The organism is Pantoea deleyi, from assembly GCF_022647325.1.
In the GTDB taxonomy this organism is placed as follows: domain Bacteria; phylum Pseudomonadota; class Gammaproteobacteria; order Enterobacterales; family Enterobacteriaceae; genus Pantoea; species Pantoea deleyi.
In genome coordinates this window covers 2,804,967-2,819,771 of record NZ_CP071405.1, presented here as the reverse complement: position 1 = coordinate 2,819,771, position 14,805 = coordinate 2,804,967, and the positions used below count along the sequence as shown (strand labels likewise).

General features: G+C 59.9%; 13 protein-coding genes and 3 tRNA genes. 10 read left to right on the top strand and 6 right to left on the bottom strand.

Annotated features, from left to right (window positions below; translation table 11 throughout):
• Window positions 1–98: 98 nt before the first annotated feature.
• The 6 genes from tolB to J1C59_RS13260 all read left to right on the top strand — a co-directional run bounded on the left by tolB (window position 99) and on the right by J1C59_RS13260 (window position 3,288).
• Window positions 99–1,394: a Tol-Pal system beta propeller repeat protein TolB gene (gene tolB / locus J1C59_RS13285; RefSeq protein ID WP_111141609.1), complete on the top strand. Its 1,296-nt coding sequence runs from the start codon at window positions 99–101 to the stop codon at window positions 1,392–1,394.
• 51 nt (window positions 1,395–1,445) lie between these two features.
• Complete coding sequence (pal, locus tag J1C59_RS13280) at window positions 1,446–1,973, top strand: peptidoglycan-associated lipoprotein Pal (RefSeq protein WP_111141611.1); 528 nt, start codon at window positions 1,446–1,448, stop codon at window positions 1,971–1,973.
• Between the two features lie 9 nt (window positions 1,974–1,982).
• Window positions 1,983–2,777 (top strand): cell division protein CpoB, encoded by a 795-nt coding sequence (cpoB, locus tag J1C59_RS13275; RefSeq protein WP_140917141.1) that lies wholly within the window; start codon window positions 1,983–1,985, stop codon window positions 2,775–2,777.
• 165 nt (window positions 2,778–2,942) lie between these two features.
• A tRNA-Lys gene (locus tag J1C59_RS13270) sits at window positions 2,943–3,018 on the top strand.
• Window positions 3,019–3,089: 71 nt separating this feature from the next.
• Window positions 3,090–3,165: transfer RNA gene (locus J1C59_RS13265), tRNA-Lys, on the top strand.
• A 47-nt stretch (window positions 3,166–3,212) separates the two neighbouring features.
• Window positions 3,213–3,288, top strand: a tRNA-Lys gene (locus J1C59_RS13260).
• A gap of 139 nt (window positions 3,289–3,427) precedes the next feature.
• On the opposite strand, the gene J1C59_RS13255 is transcribed toward J1C59_RS13260, so the two are convergent.
• Window positions 3,428–4,903, bottom strand: a complete 1,476-nt coding sequence (locus J1C59_RS13255) for an AlkA N-terminal domain-containing protein (protein ID WP_140917142.1) — start codon at window positions 4,901–4,903, stop codon at window positions 3,428–3,430.
• Window positions 4,904–5,061: 158 nt separating this feature from the next.
• On the opposite strand from J1C59_RS13255, the gene J1C59_RS13250 reads away from it, so the two are divergent.
• From J1C59_RS13250 to pnuC, 3 genes are all read left to right on the top strand, one after another.
• Window positions 5,062–5,589, top strand: a complete 528-nt coding sequence (locus J1C59_RS13250) for a methylated-DNA--[protein]-cysteine S-methyltransferase (protein WP_128086803.1) — start codon at window positions 5,062–5,064, stop codon at window positions 5,587–5,589.
• A gap of 140 nt (window positions 5,590–5,729) precedes the next feature.
• Window positions 5,730–6,791, top strand: coding sequence for a quinolinate synthase NadA (gene nadA, locus J1C59_RS13245; protein ID WP_128086804.1), 1,062 nt, complete (start codon window positions 5,730–5,732; stop codon window positions 6,789–6,791).
• A gap of 24 nt (window positions 6,792–6,815) precedes the next feature.
• The gene (pnuC, locus tag J1C59_RS13240) at window positions 6,816–7,538 is read left to right on the top strand and encodes a nicotinamide riboside transporter PnuC (protein ID WP_140917143.1); all 723 of its coding nucleotides are present in this window, start codon (window positions 6,816–6,818) and stop codon (window positions 7,536–7,538) included.
• Here pnuC and zitB read toward each other — a convergent pair.
• The 4 genes from zitB to J1C59_RS13220 form a co-directional block, all read right to left on the bottom strand.
• Window positions 7,532–8,545 (bottom strand): CDF family zinc transporter ZitB, encoded by a 1,014-nt coding sequence (gene zitB / locus J1C59_RS13235; protein WP_128086805.1) that lies wholly within the window; start codon window positions 8,543–8,545, stop codon window positions 7,532–7,534. The genes pnuC and zitB overlap by 7 nt on opposite strands.
• Window positions 8,523–11,597 carry a hybrid sensor histidine kinase/response regulator gene (locus tag J1C59_RS13230; protein WP_140917144.1) on the bottom strand — a complete coding sequence of 1,025 codons (3,075 nt, stop codon included), beginning with the start codon at window positions 11,595–11,597 and terminating at the stop codon, window positions 8,523–8,525. Before J1C59_RS13230 ends, zitB begins: the two co-directional genes overlap by 23 nt.
• The gene (locus J1C59_RS13225; RefSeq protein ID WP_128086312.1) at window positions 11,579–12,163 is read right to left on the bottom strand and encodes a response regulator transcription factor; all 585 of its coding nucleotides are present in this window, start codon (window positions 12,161–12,163) and stop codon (window positions 11,579–11,581) included. Before J1C59_RS13225 ends, J1C59_RS13230 begins: the two co-directional genes overlap by 19 nt.
• 99 nt (window positions 12,164–12,262) lie before the next feature.
• Window positions 12,263–12,625 carry a YbgS-like family protein gene (locus J1C59_RS13220; protein WP_167498266.1) on the bottom strand — a complete coding sequence of 121 codons (363 nt, stop codon included), beginning with the start codon at window positions 12,623–12,625 and terminating at the stop codon, window positions 12,263–12,265.
• Between the two features lie 287 nt (window positions 12,626–12,912).
• On the opposite strand from J1C59_RS13220, the gene aroG reads away from it, so the two are divergent.
• On the top strand, window positions 12,913–13,965 hold the full coding sequence (gene aroG / locus J1C59_RS13215; RefSeq protein WP_128086310.1) for a 3-deoxy-7-phosphoheptulonate synthase AroG: 1,053 nt from the start codon (window positions 12,913–12,915) through the stop codon (window positions 13,963–13,965).
• A gap of 74 nt (window positions 13,966–14,039) precedes the next feature.
• On the opposite strand, the gene gpmA is transcribed toward aroG, so the two are convergent.
• The gene (gene gpmA, locus J1C59_RS13210; RefSeq protein ID WP_128086309.1) at window positions 14,040–14,792 is read right to left on the bottom strand and encodes a 2,3-diphosphoglycerate-dependent phosphoglycerate mutase; all 753 of its coding nucleotides are present in this window, start codon (window positions 14,790–14,792) and stop codon (window positions 14,040–14,042) included.
• Window positions 14,793–14,805: the final 13 nt, after the last annotated feature.

The window sequence follows — 14,805 nt, the reverse complement described above, 5'->3', positions numbered from 1 at the left end:
AAGTTGATCTATGTTTAGCTTGCCGTACTAAGTCTTACTCGTGGTTTCCAGGAACAGTGCCAATTATCGTGGACTGAGGTTCAGATAAGGGAGATAAAATGAAGCAAGCTCTTCGCGTTACGTTAGGCTTTTTTATCCTGCTGTGGGCAGCCGTGCTGCATGCAGAGGTCCGGATTGAGATCACCCAGGGTGTGAACACCGCCCGTCCGATTGGTGTGGTGCCGTTTAAATGGGCCGGCGCTGGCGCCGCGCCGGAAGATGTCGGCGGCATCGTGGCCGCTGACCTGCGCAACAGTGGCAAATTCAATCCGCTGGATCGCTCACGTCTGCCACAGCAGCCAACCAGCGCGCAGGAAGTGCAGCCTGCCGCCTGGAGCGCGCTCGGCATTGATGCGGTCGTGGTAGGTCAGGTCGCCGCTAACCCCGATGGCAGCTATCAGGTCTCTTACCAGCTGGTGGATACCGGCGGCGCGCCAGGTACCGTACTGGCTCAGAACTCTTACAAAGTGACGAAGCAGTGGCTGCGTTATGCTGCGCACACTGCCAGCGATGAAACTTTCCAGAAGCTGACCGGCATCAAGGGCGCTTTCCGCACCCGCATCGCCTATGTCGTACAGACTAACGGCGGCCAGTTCCCGTATGAGCTGCGCGTGGCCGATTACGATGGTTACAACCAGTTTGTCGTGCACCGTTCACCCCAGCCGCTGATGTCACCGGCCTGGTCTCCGGACGGCAGCAAAGTCGCCTACGTAACCTTTGAAAGTGGCAAGTCTGCGCTGGTCGTTCAGACGCTCTCTAACGGTGCAATCCGTCAGGTTGCTTCGTATCCACGCCATAACGGTGCGCCGGCGTTCTCACCGGACGGTTCTAAGCTGGCGTTCGCGCTCTCTAAAACCGGCAGCCTGAACCTCTATGTGATGGATCTGGCCTCGGGTCAGACTCGTCAGGTGACCGATGGTCGCTATAACAGCACTGAACCGACCTGGTTCCCGGACAGCCAGACTCTGGCGTATACCTCCGACCAGGCCGGTGCGCCTCAGATCTATAAAATTGGCGTTAATGGCGGCACGCCACAGCGTATTACCTGGGAAGGCGGTCAGAACCAGGACGCGGATGTCGCTACAGACGGTAAATCAATGGTGATGATCAGCACCAGCGGTGGTGCGCAACACGTCGCCAAACAGGATCTGGAAACGGGAGCCGTTCAAACGTTAACGGACACGTTCCTGGATGAAACGCCGAGCCTGGCACCAAACGGCACAATGGTAATCTACAGCTCTACTCAGGGTATGGGTTCCGTGCTGCATCTGGTTTCAACCGACGGCCGTTTCAAAGCGCGTCTTCCGGCAACTGATGGACAGGTAAAATTTCCTGCCTGGTCGCCGTATCTGTAATGTCTGATCTGTCAGACATCGCAAACAATAAACAATAATGGGATTTTTGAAATGCAACTGAACAAAGTGCTGAAGGGTTTGATGCTGGCTCTGCCGGTTCTGGCAGTAGCGGCTTGTAGCTCACACAAAAACAACAACAATGACCAGACTGGCATGGGCGCTGATGGCGCTTACGGTGCAAACTCTGGCATGAACGGTAACGGCGGCAACATGTCTTCTGACGAGCAGGCTCGTCTGCAGATGCAGCAGCTGCAGCAGAACAACATCGTGTACTTCGGTCTGGACAAATATGACGTTCAGTCTGACTACGCACAGATGCTGGATCAGCACGCAAGCTTCCTGCGCAGCAACCCGTCTTACAAAGTGACCATCGAAGGTCACGCGGATGAGCGCGGTACGCCGGAATACAACATCGCCCTGGGCGAACGTCGTGCTAACGCTGTGAAAATGTACCTGCAGGGTAAAGGCGTGTCGGCTGATCAGATGTCTATCGTTTCTTACGGTAAAGAGAAGCCAGCCGTTCTGGGTCATGACGAAGCAGCGTACTCTAAAAACCGTCGTGCCGTACTGGTCTACTAAGAGAATCACATGGTTAGTAACTTCAGACGTCATCTGTTGAGTCTGTCGTTACTGATTGGCGTAGCGGCCCCCTGGGCCGCTAATGCCCAAGCGTCAATCAGTAGCGTTGGCTCCGGCTCGGTCGAAGACCGTGTCACCACTCTTGAACGAATCTCAAATGCCCAGGCACAGCTGATGCAACAATTGCAGCAGCAGATGAGCGATAACCAGCGTGATATCGACGCGCTGCGTGGGCAAATCCAGCAAAATACGTATCAGCTGAATCAGGTGGTTGAGCGGCAGAAGCAGCTTTACCAGCAGATCGACAGCCTGAGCAGCGCCAGCAGCAGCGGCGGGCAGCAGGCGGCTGGCGGCGATGCCGCAGCAGATACCGGCGCAGCCGCCACCGCAGGCGCGGCCGCATCGGCGCAGAGTGCTCCGGCGCAGACCGGTGACGCGAACAGCGATTACAATGCGGCTGTGGCGCTGATTCTGGAAAAGAAACAGTATGACCAGGCGATCAGCGCGCTTCAGGCGTGGGTAAAACGTTATCCGGATTCGACCTACCAGCCGAATGCGAATTACTGGCTCGGTCAGCTGAACTACAACAAAGGTAAAAAGGACGACGCGGCTTACTATTACGCCACGGTAGTGAAAAACTATCCGAAGTCGCCGAAAGCCGCAGAAGCGCTGTTTAAAGTGGGCGTCATCATGCAGGAGAAAAAAGACACGGCAAAAGCCAAAGCGGTCTTCCAGCAGGTGATCAAACTTTATCCGGATACCGATTCTGCAAAACAGGCTCAGAAACGTCTGGCAAGCCTGTAATTTGACCGGTGATGGCCAGATATCGTGTGATTTCTGGTCTTGCCGTATGAAAGGTAAGCAGTTGGCGCTTCTGGCAGAAATAAGAGTTGCGCTACCTCGCTAAATCAGTAATATATGCCGCCGTTGCCGGGACACATTGCAGATGTGTCTGGTAAGCCTGAAGATGGGTCGTTAGCTCAGTTGGTAGAGCAGTTGACTTTTAATCAATTGGTCGCAGGTTCGAATCCTGCACGACCCACCATCTTCTTCAGACGCGCGTTAATCGCGTCGTATTCCGAAGAAGCCTTCAGCATCGCTTCACAGTCATAAGATGGGTCGTTAGCTCAGTTGGTAGAGCAGTTGACTTTTAATCAATTGGTCGCAGGTTCGAATCCTGCACGACCCACCATCTTATCTCAGCCGCCCGGCGTGCTGAACGATTGTAAGCCCCCCAGCGGGTCGTTAGCTCAGTTGGTAGAGCAGTTGACTTTTAATCAATTGGTCGCAGGTTCGAATCCTGCACGACCCACCAATTAAGAAAAAAGCGCCTCGGGCGCTTTTTTCGTTTTCAGGGCACGGCGTCTGGCGTGCAGGATGAGAACCTGCTGCAGGTTCGACTGAATCGCCTGCGATTCAGACTGATGCGTCAGCCTGCCGCCTCACCGCCACCGTCACGGTTTTTTCTTCACTTTCGCCACCGCCAGACTCTCCCAGATATGCATCACGGCATAGCTGCGCCAGGGACGCCAGGCGAGTGAGCGCGCCTCGGCCTGCGAGGCCGTCATGCCGCCCAGATTATTGCGGATGGCGATATCCTCTTTGGGAAAGGCATCCGGCCAGCGCAGGGCGCGCATCGCGATATAGTGCGCGGTCCACGGACCAATGCCCGGCAGGCTGACCAGCTTCTTTATCACCTCGTCCGGCGACTGAGCGGCACTGAGCCGCAGATCGCCGCTGGCGCAGGCAGTGGCGAAAGCGATGATGGCGCGGGAGCGCGCGGCGCTGACGATGCCGAGCGGCGCCACATCATCCACCGACGACGCAGCGATGCGTTCAGGCAGCGCGGTGTAGCGGGTCAGATCGGGAAAAGGCGTCTCGCAGGGCTCGCCAAACGCGGCGGCAAAACGGCTGCTGACGGTGGTCGCTGCTTTCACTGTCACCTGCTGGCCGATAATGGCACGCACGCCCAGCTCAAAGGCGTCGAACGCGCCAGGCACGCGCAGCCCAGGGTGCGCGAGCAGGCTGGGAGCCAGCAGCGGGTCCTGCGACAGGCAGGCCGCGATACGCTGCGGCTGCGCATCCAGATCGAACAGATCGCGCAGTCGGCGCAACAGCAGCGGCAGCACCGGCGTCAGCGAAGCAGAGAGCGTCACCTGCAGCGCATTTTTCTGCGGCAGATGTGACACGCTGACCCAGCCCCGACAGCGGCCCAGCGCCACGGTGCGTCGCCAGCTGCCATCCTCCACCGCCTCGACCTCTTTCATCAGGTGCGTCTGCAGAAACCAGAGCATCGCCGCCCAGTCATAGGGCGGGCGATAAGCCAGCCGCAGCGTAATGCGGTCGCCCGGCTGCGTGGCCTGAACCGCGGGCTCATCCCGGCGCAGCGCGCTGGGCGTCATCCGGTAGCGCGCCTGAAACACATCGTTGAAACGCCGCAGGCTGCGAAAGCCGCTGGCGTAGGCGACCTCCGTGACCGGCAGCCGGGTCTCCGTCAGCAGCTGTTTGGCCAGCAGCATACGGCGCGTCTGTTTCAGCTCCAGCGGCGACACCCCCAGCTCCTGCTGCACGATGCGCCGCAGCTGGCGCAGACTGAGCCCGAACTCTGCCGCAATCGCCTCCAGCCCCTCGCGCTCCTCCAGCATGCCCTCCTCAATACGCTGAACCAGCCGCTCCGCGACGCGATGAGGCTGATCGACCGGCGCATTTCCCGGCGCCAGTTCAGGGCGACAGCGCAGGCAGGGGCGGAAGCGGGCTTTCTCCGCCGCCTCGGCGCTGCTGAAGAACAGACAGTTTTTAAGCATCGGCGCTTTCACCGGGCAGACCGGACGGCAGTAGATGCCGGTGGAGGTGACGCCCACAAAGAAAACGCCGTCGAAGCGGGTATCACGGGAGGTCAGCGCCTGGTAGGCAATTTCGGGACTGAGCATGGCATTTCTCCGGTAAAGAGCCGCAGTCTATACCGGCAAACGCCGTCAGACTGGCTGTTTTCGGACAGCACAATAGTTTAGCGTCATGACCGGAAACAGCCAGTCAGGGCCGGGAAAAGTGCGATAATGGGCGATGGAACCGTGACGGGAGAATCACCATGTACTACTTCAGACCAATCGCCACCCCGGTGGGTGAGCTTAAACTGGTCGCCAGCGACAGCGGCCTGGCGGGCATTCTGTGGGAAAATGACGATCCGAAACGCACCCGGTTTTTGCCACAGGTGCAGGATGACGACCATCCTGTTCTGCGTGAAACCGAGCGCCAGCTTAACGAGTACTTCGCCGGCGCGCGGCGCGTCTTCGACCTGCCGCTCGATTTTGTCGGCACCGATTTCCAGAAAAAGGTCTGGCAGGCGCTGGTGGCGATCCCGTTTGGCGAAACGCGCAGCTACAGCCAGATTGCGCGGGAGATTGGCCATCCGCTGGCCGTGCGTGCGGTCGGCGCGGCCAACGGGCGTAATCCACTCTCGATTGTTGCGCCGTGCCATCGGGTCATCGGGTCCAACGGCAAGCTCACCGGCTTTGCGGGCGGGCTGGATATCAAAGCCTTTTTGCTGTCGCTGGAAAGACCGCAGCCATCGCTGGCGCTGAGCGAGGAGACGCCGCGGGCGGGGCAGGCGGTTTGACCAGGCCGGAATAAAAAGCTCACGACAGGGCCGGTTTTTTCCGCTATCGTGTTTAGCATATAAAACACGATGGCGTGATCAACGTCATAAGTTGCCTGATAAGGCGATTTTCGTTAATTAGATAAAACGAGAGCTGTGTCATGAGTGTGATGTTCGATCCTGAAAGCGCCGTTTACCCCTTTCCGCCGAAACCTGCCCGCCTGAGCGATGATGAGAAGGCGTTCTATCGTGAGAAAATCAAAGCGCTGCTGAAAGCGCGCAACGCGGTGATGGTGGCGCATTACTACACCGATCCGGAGATTCAGGCGCTGGCAGAGGAGACGGGCGGCTGCGTCTCCGACTCCCTGGAGATGGCGCGCTTTGGCAGTAATCACGCCGCGACCACGCTGCTGGTGGCGGGCGTGCGCTTTATGGGGGAAACCGCCAAAATCCTCAGCCCGGAAAAAACCGTGCTGATGCCTACCCTGCAGGCGGAGTGCTCACTGGATCTCGGCTGCCCGATTGAGGAGTTCAGTGCGTTCTGCGATGCCCATCCCGATCGTACCGTGGTGGTCTATGCCAACACCTCCGCCGCCGTGAAAGCGCGGGCTGACTGGGTCGTGACTTCCAGCATTGCGGTCGAGCTGATTGAACACCTCGACAGCCTGGGCGAAAAAATCATCTGGGCACCGGATCGCCATCTTGGCCATTACGTCACCCAAAAATCGGGCGCGGACGTGCTCTGCTGGCAGGGGGCCTGTATCGTACATGACGAATTCAAAACCCAGGCCCTGCAGCGGATGAAGGCGCTCTATCCCGACGCGGCGGTGCTGGTGCATCCGGAATCGCCGCAGGCGATTGTCGATCTGGCGGACGCGGTCGGTTCCACCAGCCAGCTGATCCAGGCCGCGAAGTCGCTGCCGCATCCGCAGATGATTGTGGCCACCGATCGCGGCATCTTCTACAAAATGCAGCAGGCCGTGCCGGATAAGGAGCTGCTGGAAGCGCCGACGGCGGGTGAGGGGGCGACCTGCCGCAGCTGTGCACACTGTCCGTGGATGGCGATGAACGGCCTGAAAGCCATCGCAGAGGCGCTGGAGTCGGGCGGGGTGGAACATGAGATTCAGGTGGATGAGACGCTGCGTGAGGCGGCGTTACTGCCGCTTAATCGCATGCTATCCTTTGCAGCAGACCTTAAACTCAACGTGAAGGGCAACGCGTAAGCGTTTTCCGGACAGGTGCTCTGCATGGACTTCTTCAGCACACACAACATTCTGGTTCATATTCCTCTTGGGGCGGGCGGCTACGATCTCTCATGGATTGAGGCTATCGTTACCCTGGCGGGCTTACTCTGCATCTGGTTTGCCAGCCTGGAAAAAATCATCAACTATCCTTTCGGCCTGATTAACGTCACGCTGTTTGCGGTGATTTTCTTCCAGATCCAGCTCTACGCCAGCCTGCTGCTTCAGCTCTTCTTCTTTGCCGCCAACCTCTACGGCTGGTACGCCTGGAGTCGTCAGACGGCCGATAACGAGGCGGCGCTGAAAATCCGCTGGCTGCCGCTGCCCAAAGCGCTGGCCTGGGGCGCGGGCTGTGTGATCGCGATTGCGCTGATGACCCGTTATATCGACCCGGTGTTTGCGCTGCTGACCCGCGCAGCCGTTACGCTGATGAACGCGCTCGGCCTGGCGGTAGCGATGCCTGAACTGCAGCCGGACGCCTTCCCGTTCTGGGATGCCTGCATGATGGTGCTGTCGATAGCGGCGATGGTGCTGATGACGCGCAAATATGTCGAGAACTGGCTGCTATGGGTGATCATCAATGTGATCAGCGTGATGATATTCGCCCGTCAGGGCGTGTATGCGATGTCGCTGGAGTATGTGATTCTGACGCTGATCGCGCTGAATGGTTCACGTATCTGGATCCGCAGCGCGCGGCAACAGGGTTCCCGCGCGCTGTCGGCTCAGTGAGTGTGCGCCTTGCCGCTGGCGTGCGCCGGGTCAGGCTTGTGGTCATGATCATTATCGTGGTCGTGACCCGCCGAATGGCTGTGGTGATGCCCGCTGGCTGCTGCACGGCTTAAGCCCAGTTCACATTCGGCACCGGTGCAGGGCTGATACTCCATCTGCACCGTTGCATGTTCAATCTGGTAGTGCTGCCGCAGATAGTCGTGAATACGGTGCAGCAGCGCATCGTGATCGTAAGGCGGGATCACCTGCGCATGCAGCGTCAGCAGCGGCTTTTCACCCACCTGCCACAGATGCACATGGTGAACATTGCGCACCTCCGCGATGTTCCGCGTGAGATCGCGCATCATCCGGTTCACATCCAGCGAGTGCGGTGCCCCTTCCAGTAACTCCTGCAGACTCTCCCGCAGCAGCGACCAGGCGCTGCGCAGCACCAGCAGCGAAACCAGCAGCGACAGAATCGGGTCGATAGGCATCCAGCCGGTCAGCAGAATGACCACCGCCGCAACGATTGCCCCCACCGAACCCAGCAGGTCCCCCATCACATGCAGCGCGGCGGCGCGCACGTTGAGGTTTTTCTCTTCGCTGCCGTGATGCAGCAGCCAGAACGACAGGATATTGGCCAGCAGCCCGCCAATCGCGATCCCCAGCATCAGGCCTCCTGTCACCGGCTGCGGATCGGCAAAGCGGCGCACCGCCTCCCAGACGATGAGCGCGGTGATGCCCAGCAGCGCGATGGCGTTCACGAAGGCGGCCAGGGTGGTCAGCCGCAGCAGACCGAATGTGTGGCGGGCGTTGGGTTTGCGCCGGGCAAATTGCACGGCCAGCAGCGCCATCAGCAGCGCGGCGGCGTCGGTCAGCATATGCCCGGCATCGGCCAGCAGCGCCAGCGAACCGGAGATCCAGCCGCCAATCACTTCGGCAACCATAAAGAGAACGGTCACCCCGAAGGCGGCCGCCAGACGCGTGCGATTACTGTCCTGCCCGCTATGAGTGTGGGTGTGTGCCATAAGATTCCAGTTTTTTGAGTAACCTGTCTGTTAATAATATCAGTGATTGCCACGTCTCAGCAGGATCCTGATGCGCGCCTGCCTGTTCCACCAGTTGCTGGCTGAGCTGCGCGCCCTGATCCAGCCCCGCCAGCAGCCAGCTTCCTTTCATCCGGTGCGCCGCTGCGGCGAACGCGGGCCAGTCTGTCCTGGCGTACGTCTCATGCATGGCCGCCAGATCCTGCGACAGTGTGCTATGGAGCGTCCGGCTCAGGCGAGTGAGAAAGGTCTCATTCTGCTGTGCCAGCTGCCACAGATTGTCATCCAGCGCCGCCAGCGGATCGTGCTGAAACGCCATCAGCAGCGTGCGGAGATCGGCCGACTGGACCGGTTTAATCAGCACCTGCTCCCGCGCCGCCAGACTGCGCGTCAGCAGCTGCGCATCCGCCGAGCAGAGCACCCGCATCGCCTGCCGGCCCCGCTGGCGATCACGCCGCCGCAACAGGCGCAGCAGCAGCGTGCCGTCGGGCCGGGGCATCATCTGGTCGATAAACAGCAGATCATAGGGCTGCTGAGCATCGGCCCGCAAAAGCGCACGCCCCTCTTCGAAAATATCGGCCTGAATCGCGAAGCGCGCCAGCTGCTGCTGCATCACCAGCAGGTTGGTCGGGTGGTCATCCACAATCGCCACCCGCAGCGCAGGAAAGGCGGGCTGGGTGATCTCCTCTTCATGACCGGGCGAGGTGGCAGGCTCCAGCGGTAGCGTGACGGTGACCTGGGTGCCCTGACCGGGAGCCGACACGAGCCGGATATCGCCCCCCATCCGCAGCACCATCTCGCGGCAGATAAACAGCCCCAGTCCGCTGCCCTGCACCGAAACTGATTTGCCGGAGGGCGCCTGATACCAGGGATCGAACAGCTTCTGCTGCTCATCCGGCGGAATCCCGCTGCCGCTGTCGCTGACCGTCAGGGTCAGCGCCTGCCCGGCGGCCAGCGTCAGGCGGATCGTGCCGTGACGGGTAAACTTCAGCGCGTTGGTCATCAGATTGTTGACCACCTGCTGCAGGCGATCGGCATCGATCATGATCAGGTCAGGCAGCGGCGTCAGGGCCTCGACGATCAGACGTGGCCCCTCTGCGCGCATCAACGGATGATAGAAGTGCTGCTGCTGATTGAGCCACTGCGCCAGCGCCAGCGGACGTGGCGCCAGAGTAAAACTGTTGCTCTCGATACGGGCGTGATCCTGCAGATCATTCAGCAGGGTCAGTAACGACTGTGCGCTGCTGTGCAGCAGCGTCAGGTTCTGGCTGCTGCGCTGCTGCTTCTCCAGCTCCAGCAGTCCAAGAATCGCCTGCATCGGCGTGCGCAGCTCATGGCTGACGGTCGCCAGAAACTGGCTCTTCATCGCGTTGGCGTGTTCGGCCTGTTCGCGCTGCTGTCGTTCCCGGCGCTGCTGCCAGTAGCGCCGGGCCAGCAGCAGTAACAGCAGCACAATTGCCGCTCCGGCCACCGCCAGCACCATCATCGGCAGCGAACGCATTACCCTCACGCTGCCGGGCTGCGGCGGGGTGGACCAGCTGTCACGCATCCGGCTCTGGGTGTCGGCCGGGATCTGCTGTAAGGCGCGATCGAGCAGGGTTCGCAGCACCGGCTGGTCAGGTGTCACGCCCAGCGCGACAGGCCAGGCGATGTCGCTGGCGGCAAAGGCGAGATGAATACGTGCGTCGTCGCGGCTGGCGATGCGCCAGCGGGCGGAGAGCACGTTATCGACCAGCGCATCGATCTCGCCCTTCGCCAGCGCATCATAGAGGCTGTTGCGGTCGGCAAACGGCTGTGACGGCAGATCCGCAGGCAGCAGCCGCAGGGCCAGATCCCCCTGCAATACGCCAATCCGCTTGCCGTGCAGATCGCGCCAGTGCGCGGGCGTATCGGGGCGGATGCTGTAGATCCCCCACAGCGCGCGCCACACCGGCAGCGAGGTGCTCTGCATCGCCTCGCCGTTCACGGGCTGCATCAGTTGCAGCATCGCCTGGTGCTGCGCCATCAGCGTACCGGCCTGACGGGGATTGCTGACCCAGACCGGTTCAAACGCCAGGCCGGTGCTCTGGGCAATCGCCTTCAGCAAATCGACGCTGTAGCCCCGGGCGATGCCACTGGCGTCACGGTAACTCCAGGGATAGTTGTCCGGTTCGGCGGCGTAGGTGATGCGCGGATGATCGGCTATCCAGGCGCGTTCCGCCGGGCTGAGCATCAGGGTCTGCGTATCCTGATAGCGCGGCAGGCTGCTGCTCCAGCGCGCCTGCAGCGTGTTCATCAGTTCCGCAGGCAGCTGACGCAGGCTCTGATTGATCCAGGCAATCAGCCCGGGATCGCGCGCAATCGCCCGCAGATTGAGCTGCCCGGCGTCGATGTGGGAGGCAATCTGGTAGATCTGCCCCTGCTGCAGCTGGCTCAGCAGGAAACCGGCGCTGGTCTCATCCGCCACCACATAATCATTCTGCTGATTTATCAGGGTATAGATCGCCTGGAGATCGCTGCTGTAGCGACGCCAGCTGTGGCGGGCCGCCAGCGCGGGCGGGAGCTGCGCCAGGGTGCTGTCGCTGATCGCCAGCGAGGCGTTGTGACTGTTGAACATCACGGCACGCTGGTTCTGCTGATTGCGGTAGACCCGCAGCGGGCTGCTGTACCAGTTGTCGCTGCTCAGGATGGCGTCGGGCAGCGGCGAAACCCACATGCCCAGCGCAAAATCGAGCTGGCCGCTGTTCAGCGCCGTCAGCAGCTGTTGCTGATCGCGGTAGAGGCTGAGCCGGAACTGCGCGCCGGTCAGCTGTCGCAGCGCAGAGAGATAGTCGGCGTCGATGCCGTAGAGATCGTTGCCGACGCGCATCGTCCAGGGCGCGTGGTTCTCTTCCAGCAGGCCGACGCGCAGAACTTTGCCCTGCATGGTGTCGGCCTGGGTGACCGGCAGCATCATCGGCAGATTCACGCTGCTCACCGGCCGTACCTCCGCCAGCGCCGGACCGCACAGCAGCAGCAGGATCAGCAGGAGTGTTCTCACTGCTGCGCCTTCCACAGGTCAGCCAGCTCCACCACCGAACGGGCACCGGTTTTTTCCAGGATGTTCTTTTTATGGGTGCTGACGGTTTTGTTGCTGATGTGCAGCTGGTCGGCGATCTGCAGATTAGAGAGGCCGCTGGCCAGCAGCGCCAGAATCTGTCGCTCCTTCTGCGTCAGCGGCAGTTCAGGCTCATCCTCCTCCATCGGCGGAAAGGCCGTCTGCCCGCCCAGCACCGCCAGGATGGCACTGAGCAGCTGTGCCATGCGCTGACTTTTCACCACATAACCCGCCGCGCCCAGCGCCTGCGCACGGCGCACGTAGTGCCGTGTCTGCTGGGCAGAGTAGATCAGAACCGGGCAGTCGGGGCGATGGATCTTCAGGCGGCGCAGGATCTCCAGCCCGTCGCCATCCGGCAGGCCGATATCCAGCACAATAATATCCAGTGGCTGCTGAAGCAGGGAACGGGCAGCTTTTTCACTGCTGGCGGAAAGGAGCTTAACCGGAATGGGAGACTGGCTCAGTGCGGCGTCAAGTGCCACTTCGACCAGCGGGTGATCGTCAATCAAAAGCAAAACGGCCATGAAGGATTCCCTGTCAATTTAACAGGATTAGCATAGCGGAAGAGTGGGGCGGAAGGGAGAGAAACCAGGAGAGCGTGCGCGCTCCTGGTTAAAACTGTATTACTGAGTGGTGCCGTCGGTTTTGGTATTAACGTCACCGCCGCCCACTTTGGTTTCAACCTTACGGTTGATGTTCGGACATTTACCATCTTTACACTGGCTGTTCTGATCGATCTCATCAGCGGACATCTTGCCGGCGCTGGTGGTGCTGCCGGAGGTGGCCGGGTTCATATCATGGCCGGTGTTATTAATTTTGCTGTTATCCACATTATTGGGTGGCAGATTTTCTTTTGCGCCGCCCGCTGCTGCACCTGCGCTGGCCGCCTGGTTCGCTGTGCCGTTATTGCTGCCCTCAGCCAGGACCGCGCCGCTGCTCAGTGTCATTGCTGCTGTCAAAAAGAGTAAGGCAAACTTTTTCATCATTATGCTCCCGTTAATAAATGAAGAGGCTTTAAGCCCAGAGGTGCAATTTCGGGTAAGAAAATCCCTGACGAAATAATATCCGCCAGTTTGCTTAAACAGGATGATTAAATTGTGTAAGCGGGACGTTCTTCAGTGCTTACCTTTAAAAAGTCTAGTCGGTAACCTGATTATTGCAAATATCACCCGCACAACTGTCCCGCTGCGGGAATTTACACCCCTGGCGCTTCGGGCTACATTGGGCGGGTTGTGTCCGGCGGGCGCCGGGCCAGAAATAATATGGAATCAGTATGAATTACCAGAACGATGACTTACGCATCAAAGAGATTAAAGAGCTGTTACCTCCGGTTGCGCTGCTCGAAAAATTCCCGGCGACCGATCGTGCTGCACAGACCGTTTCACAGGCTCGTCAGGCGATTCATCAGATCCTGCAGGGCCAGGACGACCGCCTGCTGGTGGTGATTGGCCCCTGCTCCATTCATGATCCCGAGGCGGCGAAAGAGTATGCTGGTCGCCTGCTGGCGCTGCGCGATGAGCTGAAGGGCGAACTGGAAGTGGTGATGCGCGTCTATTTCGAGAAGCCGCGCACCACGGTGGGCTGGAAAGGGCTGATCAACGATCCCTACATGGACAACAGCTACCAGCTTAACGACGGCCTGCGTCTGGCGCGTAAACTGCTGCTGGACATCAACGACAGCGGCTTACCGGCGGCGGGTGAGTTCCTGGATATGATCACCCCGCAGTATGTGGCTGACCTGATGAGCTGGGGCGCGATTGGCGCGCGGACCACCGAATCTCAGGTTCACCGCGAGCTGGCTTCGGGGCTCTCCTGCCCGGTCGGCTTCAAAAACGGCACCGACGGCACCATCAAGGTCGCAATCGATGCAATCAACGCGGCGGGTTCACCGCACTGTTTCCTTTCGGTAACCAAGTACGGTCACTCCGCGATTGTCGAAACCAGCGGTAACGGCGACTGCCACATCATCCTGCGCGGCGGCAAAGAGCCGAACTACAGCGCGCAGCATGTGGCCGCGGTGAAAGAGGGACTGGCGAAAGCGGGTCTGCCTCAGCAGGTAATGATCGACTTCAGCCACGCCAACAGCAGCAAGCAGTTCCAGCGTCAGATGGTGGTGGCGGATGACGTCGCGCAGCAGCTGAGCGGCGGAGAACAGGCGATTGTCGGCGTGATGATCGAGAGCCATCTGGTCGAAGGCAACCAGAGCCTGGAGAGCGGGGAGCCGCTGGTCTATGGCAAAAGCGTCACCGACGCCTGCATCGGCTGGGAAGATACGGACAAAGTGCTGCGCCAGCTGGCGGCCGCGGTGAAACAGCGTCGCGGCTGATCGGCAGAGGCGGAGAAGCACCCATTAAAAAAAGGCCAGACGGTAGTCTGGCCTTTTTGCCTTTCAGCGCGGGATTACTTCGCTTTACCCTGATTCGCAACGGCTGCGGCTTTCGCGGCAATCTCATCCTGGTCGCCCAGGTAGTAGCGTTTCAGTGGTTTGAAGTTTTCGTCGAACTCATACACCAGCGGCACGCCGGTCGGGATGTTCAGTTCGAGGATCTCATCTTCGCTCAGGTTATCCAGATATTTTACCAGCGCGCGCAGGGAGTTACCGTGTGCCGCGATGATCACTTTCTCACCGCTTTTGATGCGCGGCAGAATAGTGTCGTTCCAGTAAGGGATAACGCGGTCGATGGTCAGCGCCAGGCTCTCGGTGGTAGGCAGCTGCTCCGGCGTCAGTGACGCGTAACGCGGGTCGTGGCCAGGGAAACGCTCATCGGCACGATCCAGCTCTGGCGGGGTGACCGCAAAGCCGCGACGCCACTGCTTAACCTGCTCGTCGCCATATTTCGCGGCGGTTTCCGCTTTGTCCAGACCCTGCAGCGCACCGTAGTGACGCTCGTTCAGACGCCAGGTTTTCTCAACCGGCAGCCAGGCCTGATCCAGCTCATCCAGCACGTTCCACAGCGTATGAATCGCACGCTTCAGTACCGAGGTGTAAGCGAAATCAAAGACAAAGCCCTCTTTCTTCAGCAGCTGTCCCGCTGATTTGGCTTCGCCACGACCCTTCTCAGAAAGGTCAACATCATACCAACCGGTAAAGCGGTTTTCGTTGTTCCACTGGCTTTCGCCGTGTCGCACCAGAACCAGCTTAGTTACAGCCATAGCTTAACTCCTT

Coding starts and splice junctions, on each gene's coding strand:
- tolB (WP_111141609.1), top strand. CDS start 99: ATGAAGCAAGCTCTTCGCGTTACGTTAGGCTTTTTTATCCTGCTGTGG.
- pal (WP_111141611.1), top strand. CDS start 1,446: ATGCAACTGAACAAAGTGCTGAAGGGTTTGATGCTGGCTCTGCCGGTT.
- cpoB (WP_140917141.1), top strand. CDS start 1,983: ATGGTTAGTAACTTCAGACGTCATCTGTTGAGTCTGTCGTTACTGATT.
- J1C59_RS13255 (WP_140917142.1), bottom strand. CDS start 4,903: ATGCTCAGTCCCGAAATTGCCTACCAGGCGCTGACCTCCCGTGATACC.
- J1C59_RS13250 (WP_128086803.1), top strand. CDS start 5,062: ATGTACTACTTCAGACCAATCGCCACCCCGGTGGGTGAGCTTAAACTG.
- nadA (WP_128086804.1), top strand. CDS start 5,730: ATGAGTGTGATGTTCGATCCTGAAAGCGCCGTTTACCCCTTTCCGCCG.
- pnuC (WP_140917143.1), top strand. CDS start 6,816: ATGGACTTCTTCAGCACACACAACATTCTGGTTCATATTCCTCTTGGG.
- zitB (WP_128086805.1), bottom strand. CDS start 8,545: ATGGCACACACCCACACTCATAGCGGGCAGGACAGTAATCGCACGCGT.
- J1C59_RS13225 (WP_128086312.1), bottom strand. CDS start 12,163: ATGGCCGTTTTGCTTTTGATTGACGATCACCCGCTGGTCGAAGTGGCA.
- J1C59_RS13220 (WP_167498266.1), bottom strand. CDS start 12,625: ATGATGAAAAAGTTTGCCTTACTCTTTTTGACAGCAGCAATGACACTG.
- aroG (WP_128086310.1), top strand. CDS start 12,913: ATGAATTACCAGAACGATGACTTACGCATCAAAGAGATTAAAGAGCTG.
- gpmA (WP_128086309.1), bottom strand. CDS start 14,792: ATGGCTGTAACTAAGCTGGTTCTGGTGCGACACGGCGAAAGCCAGTGG.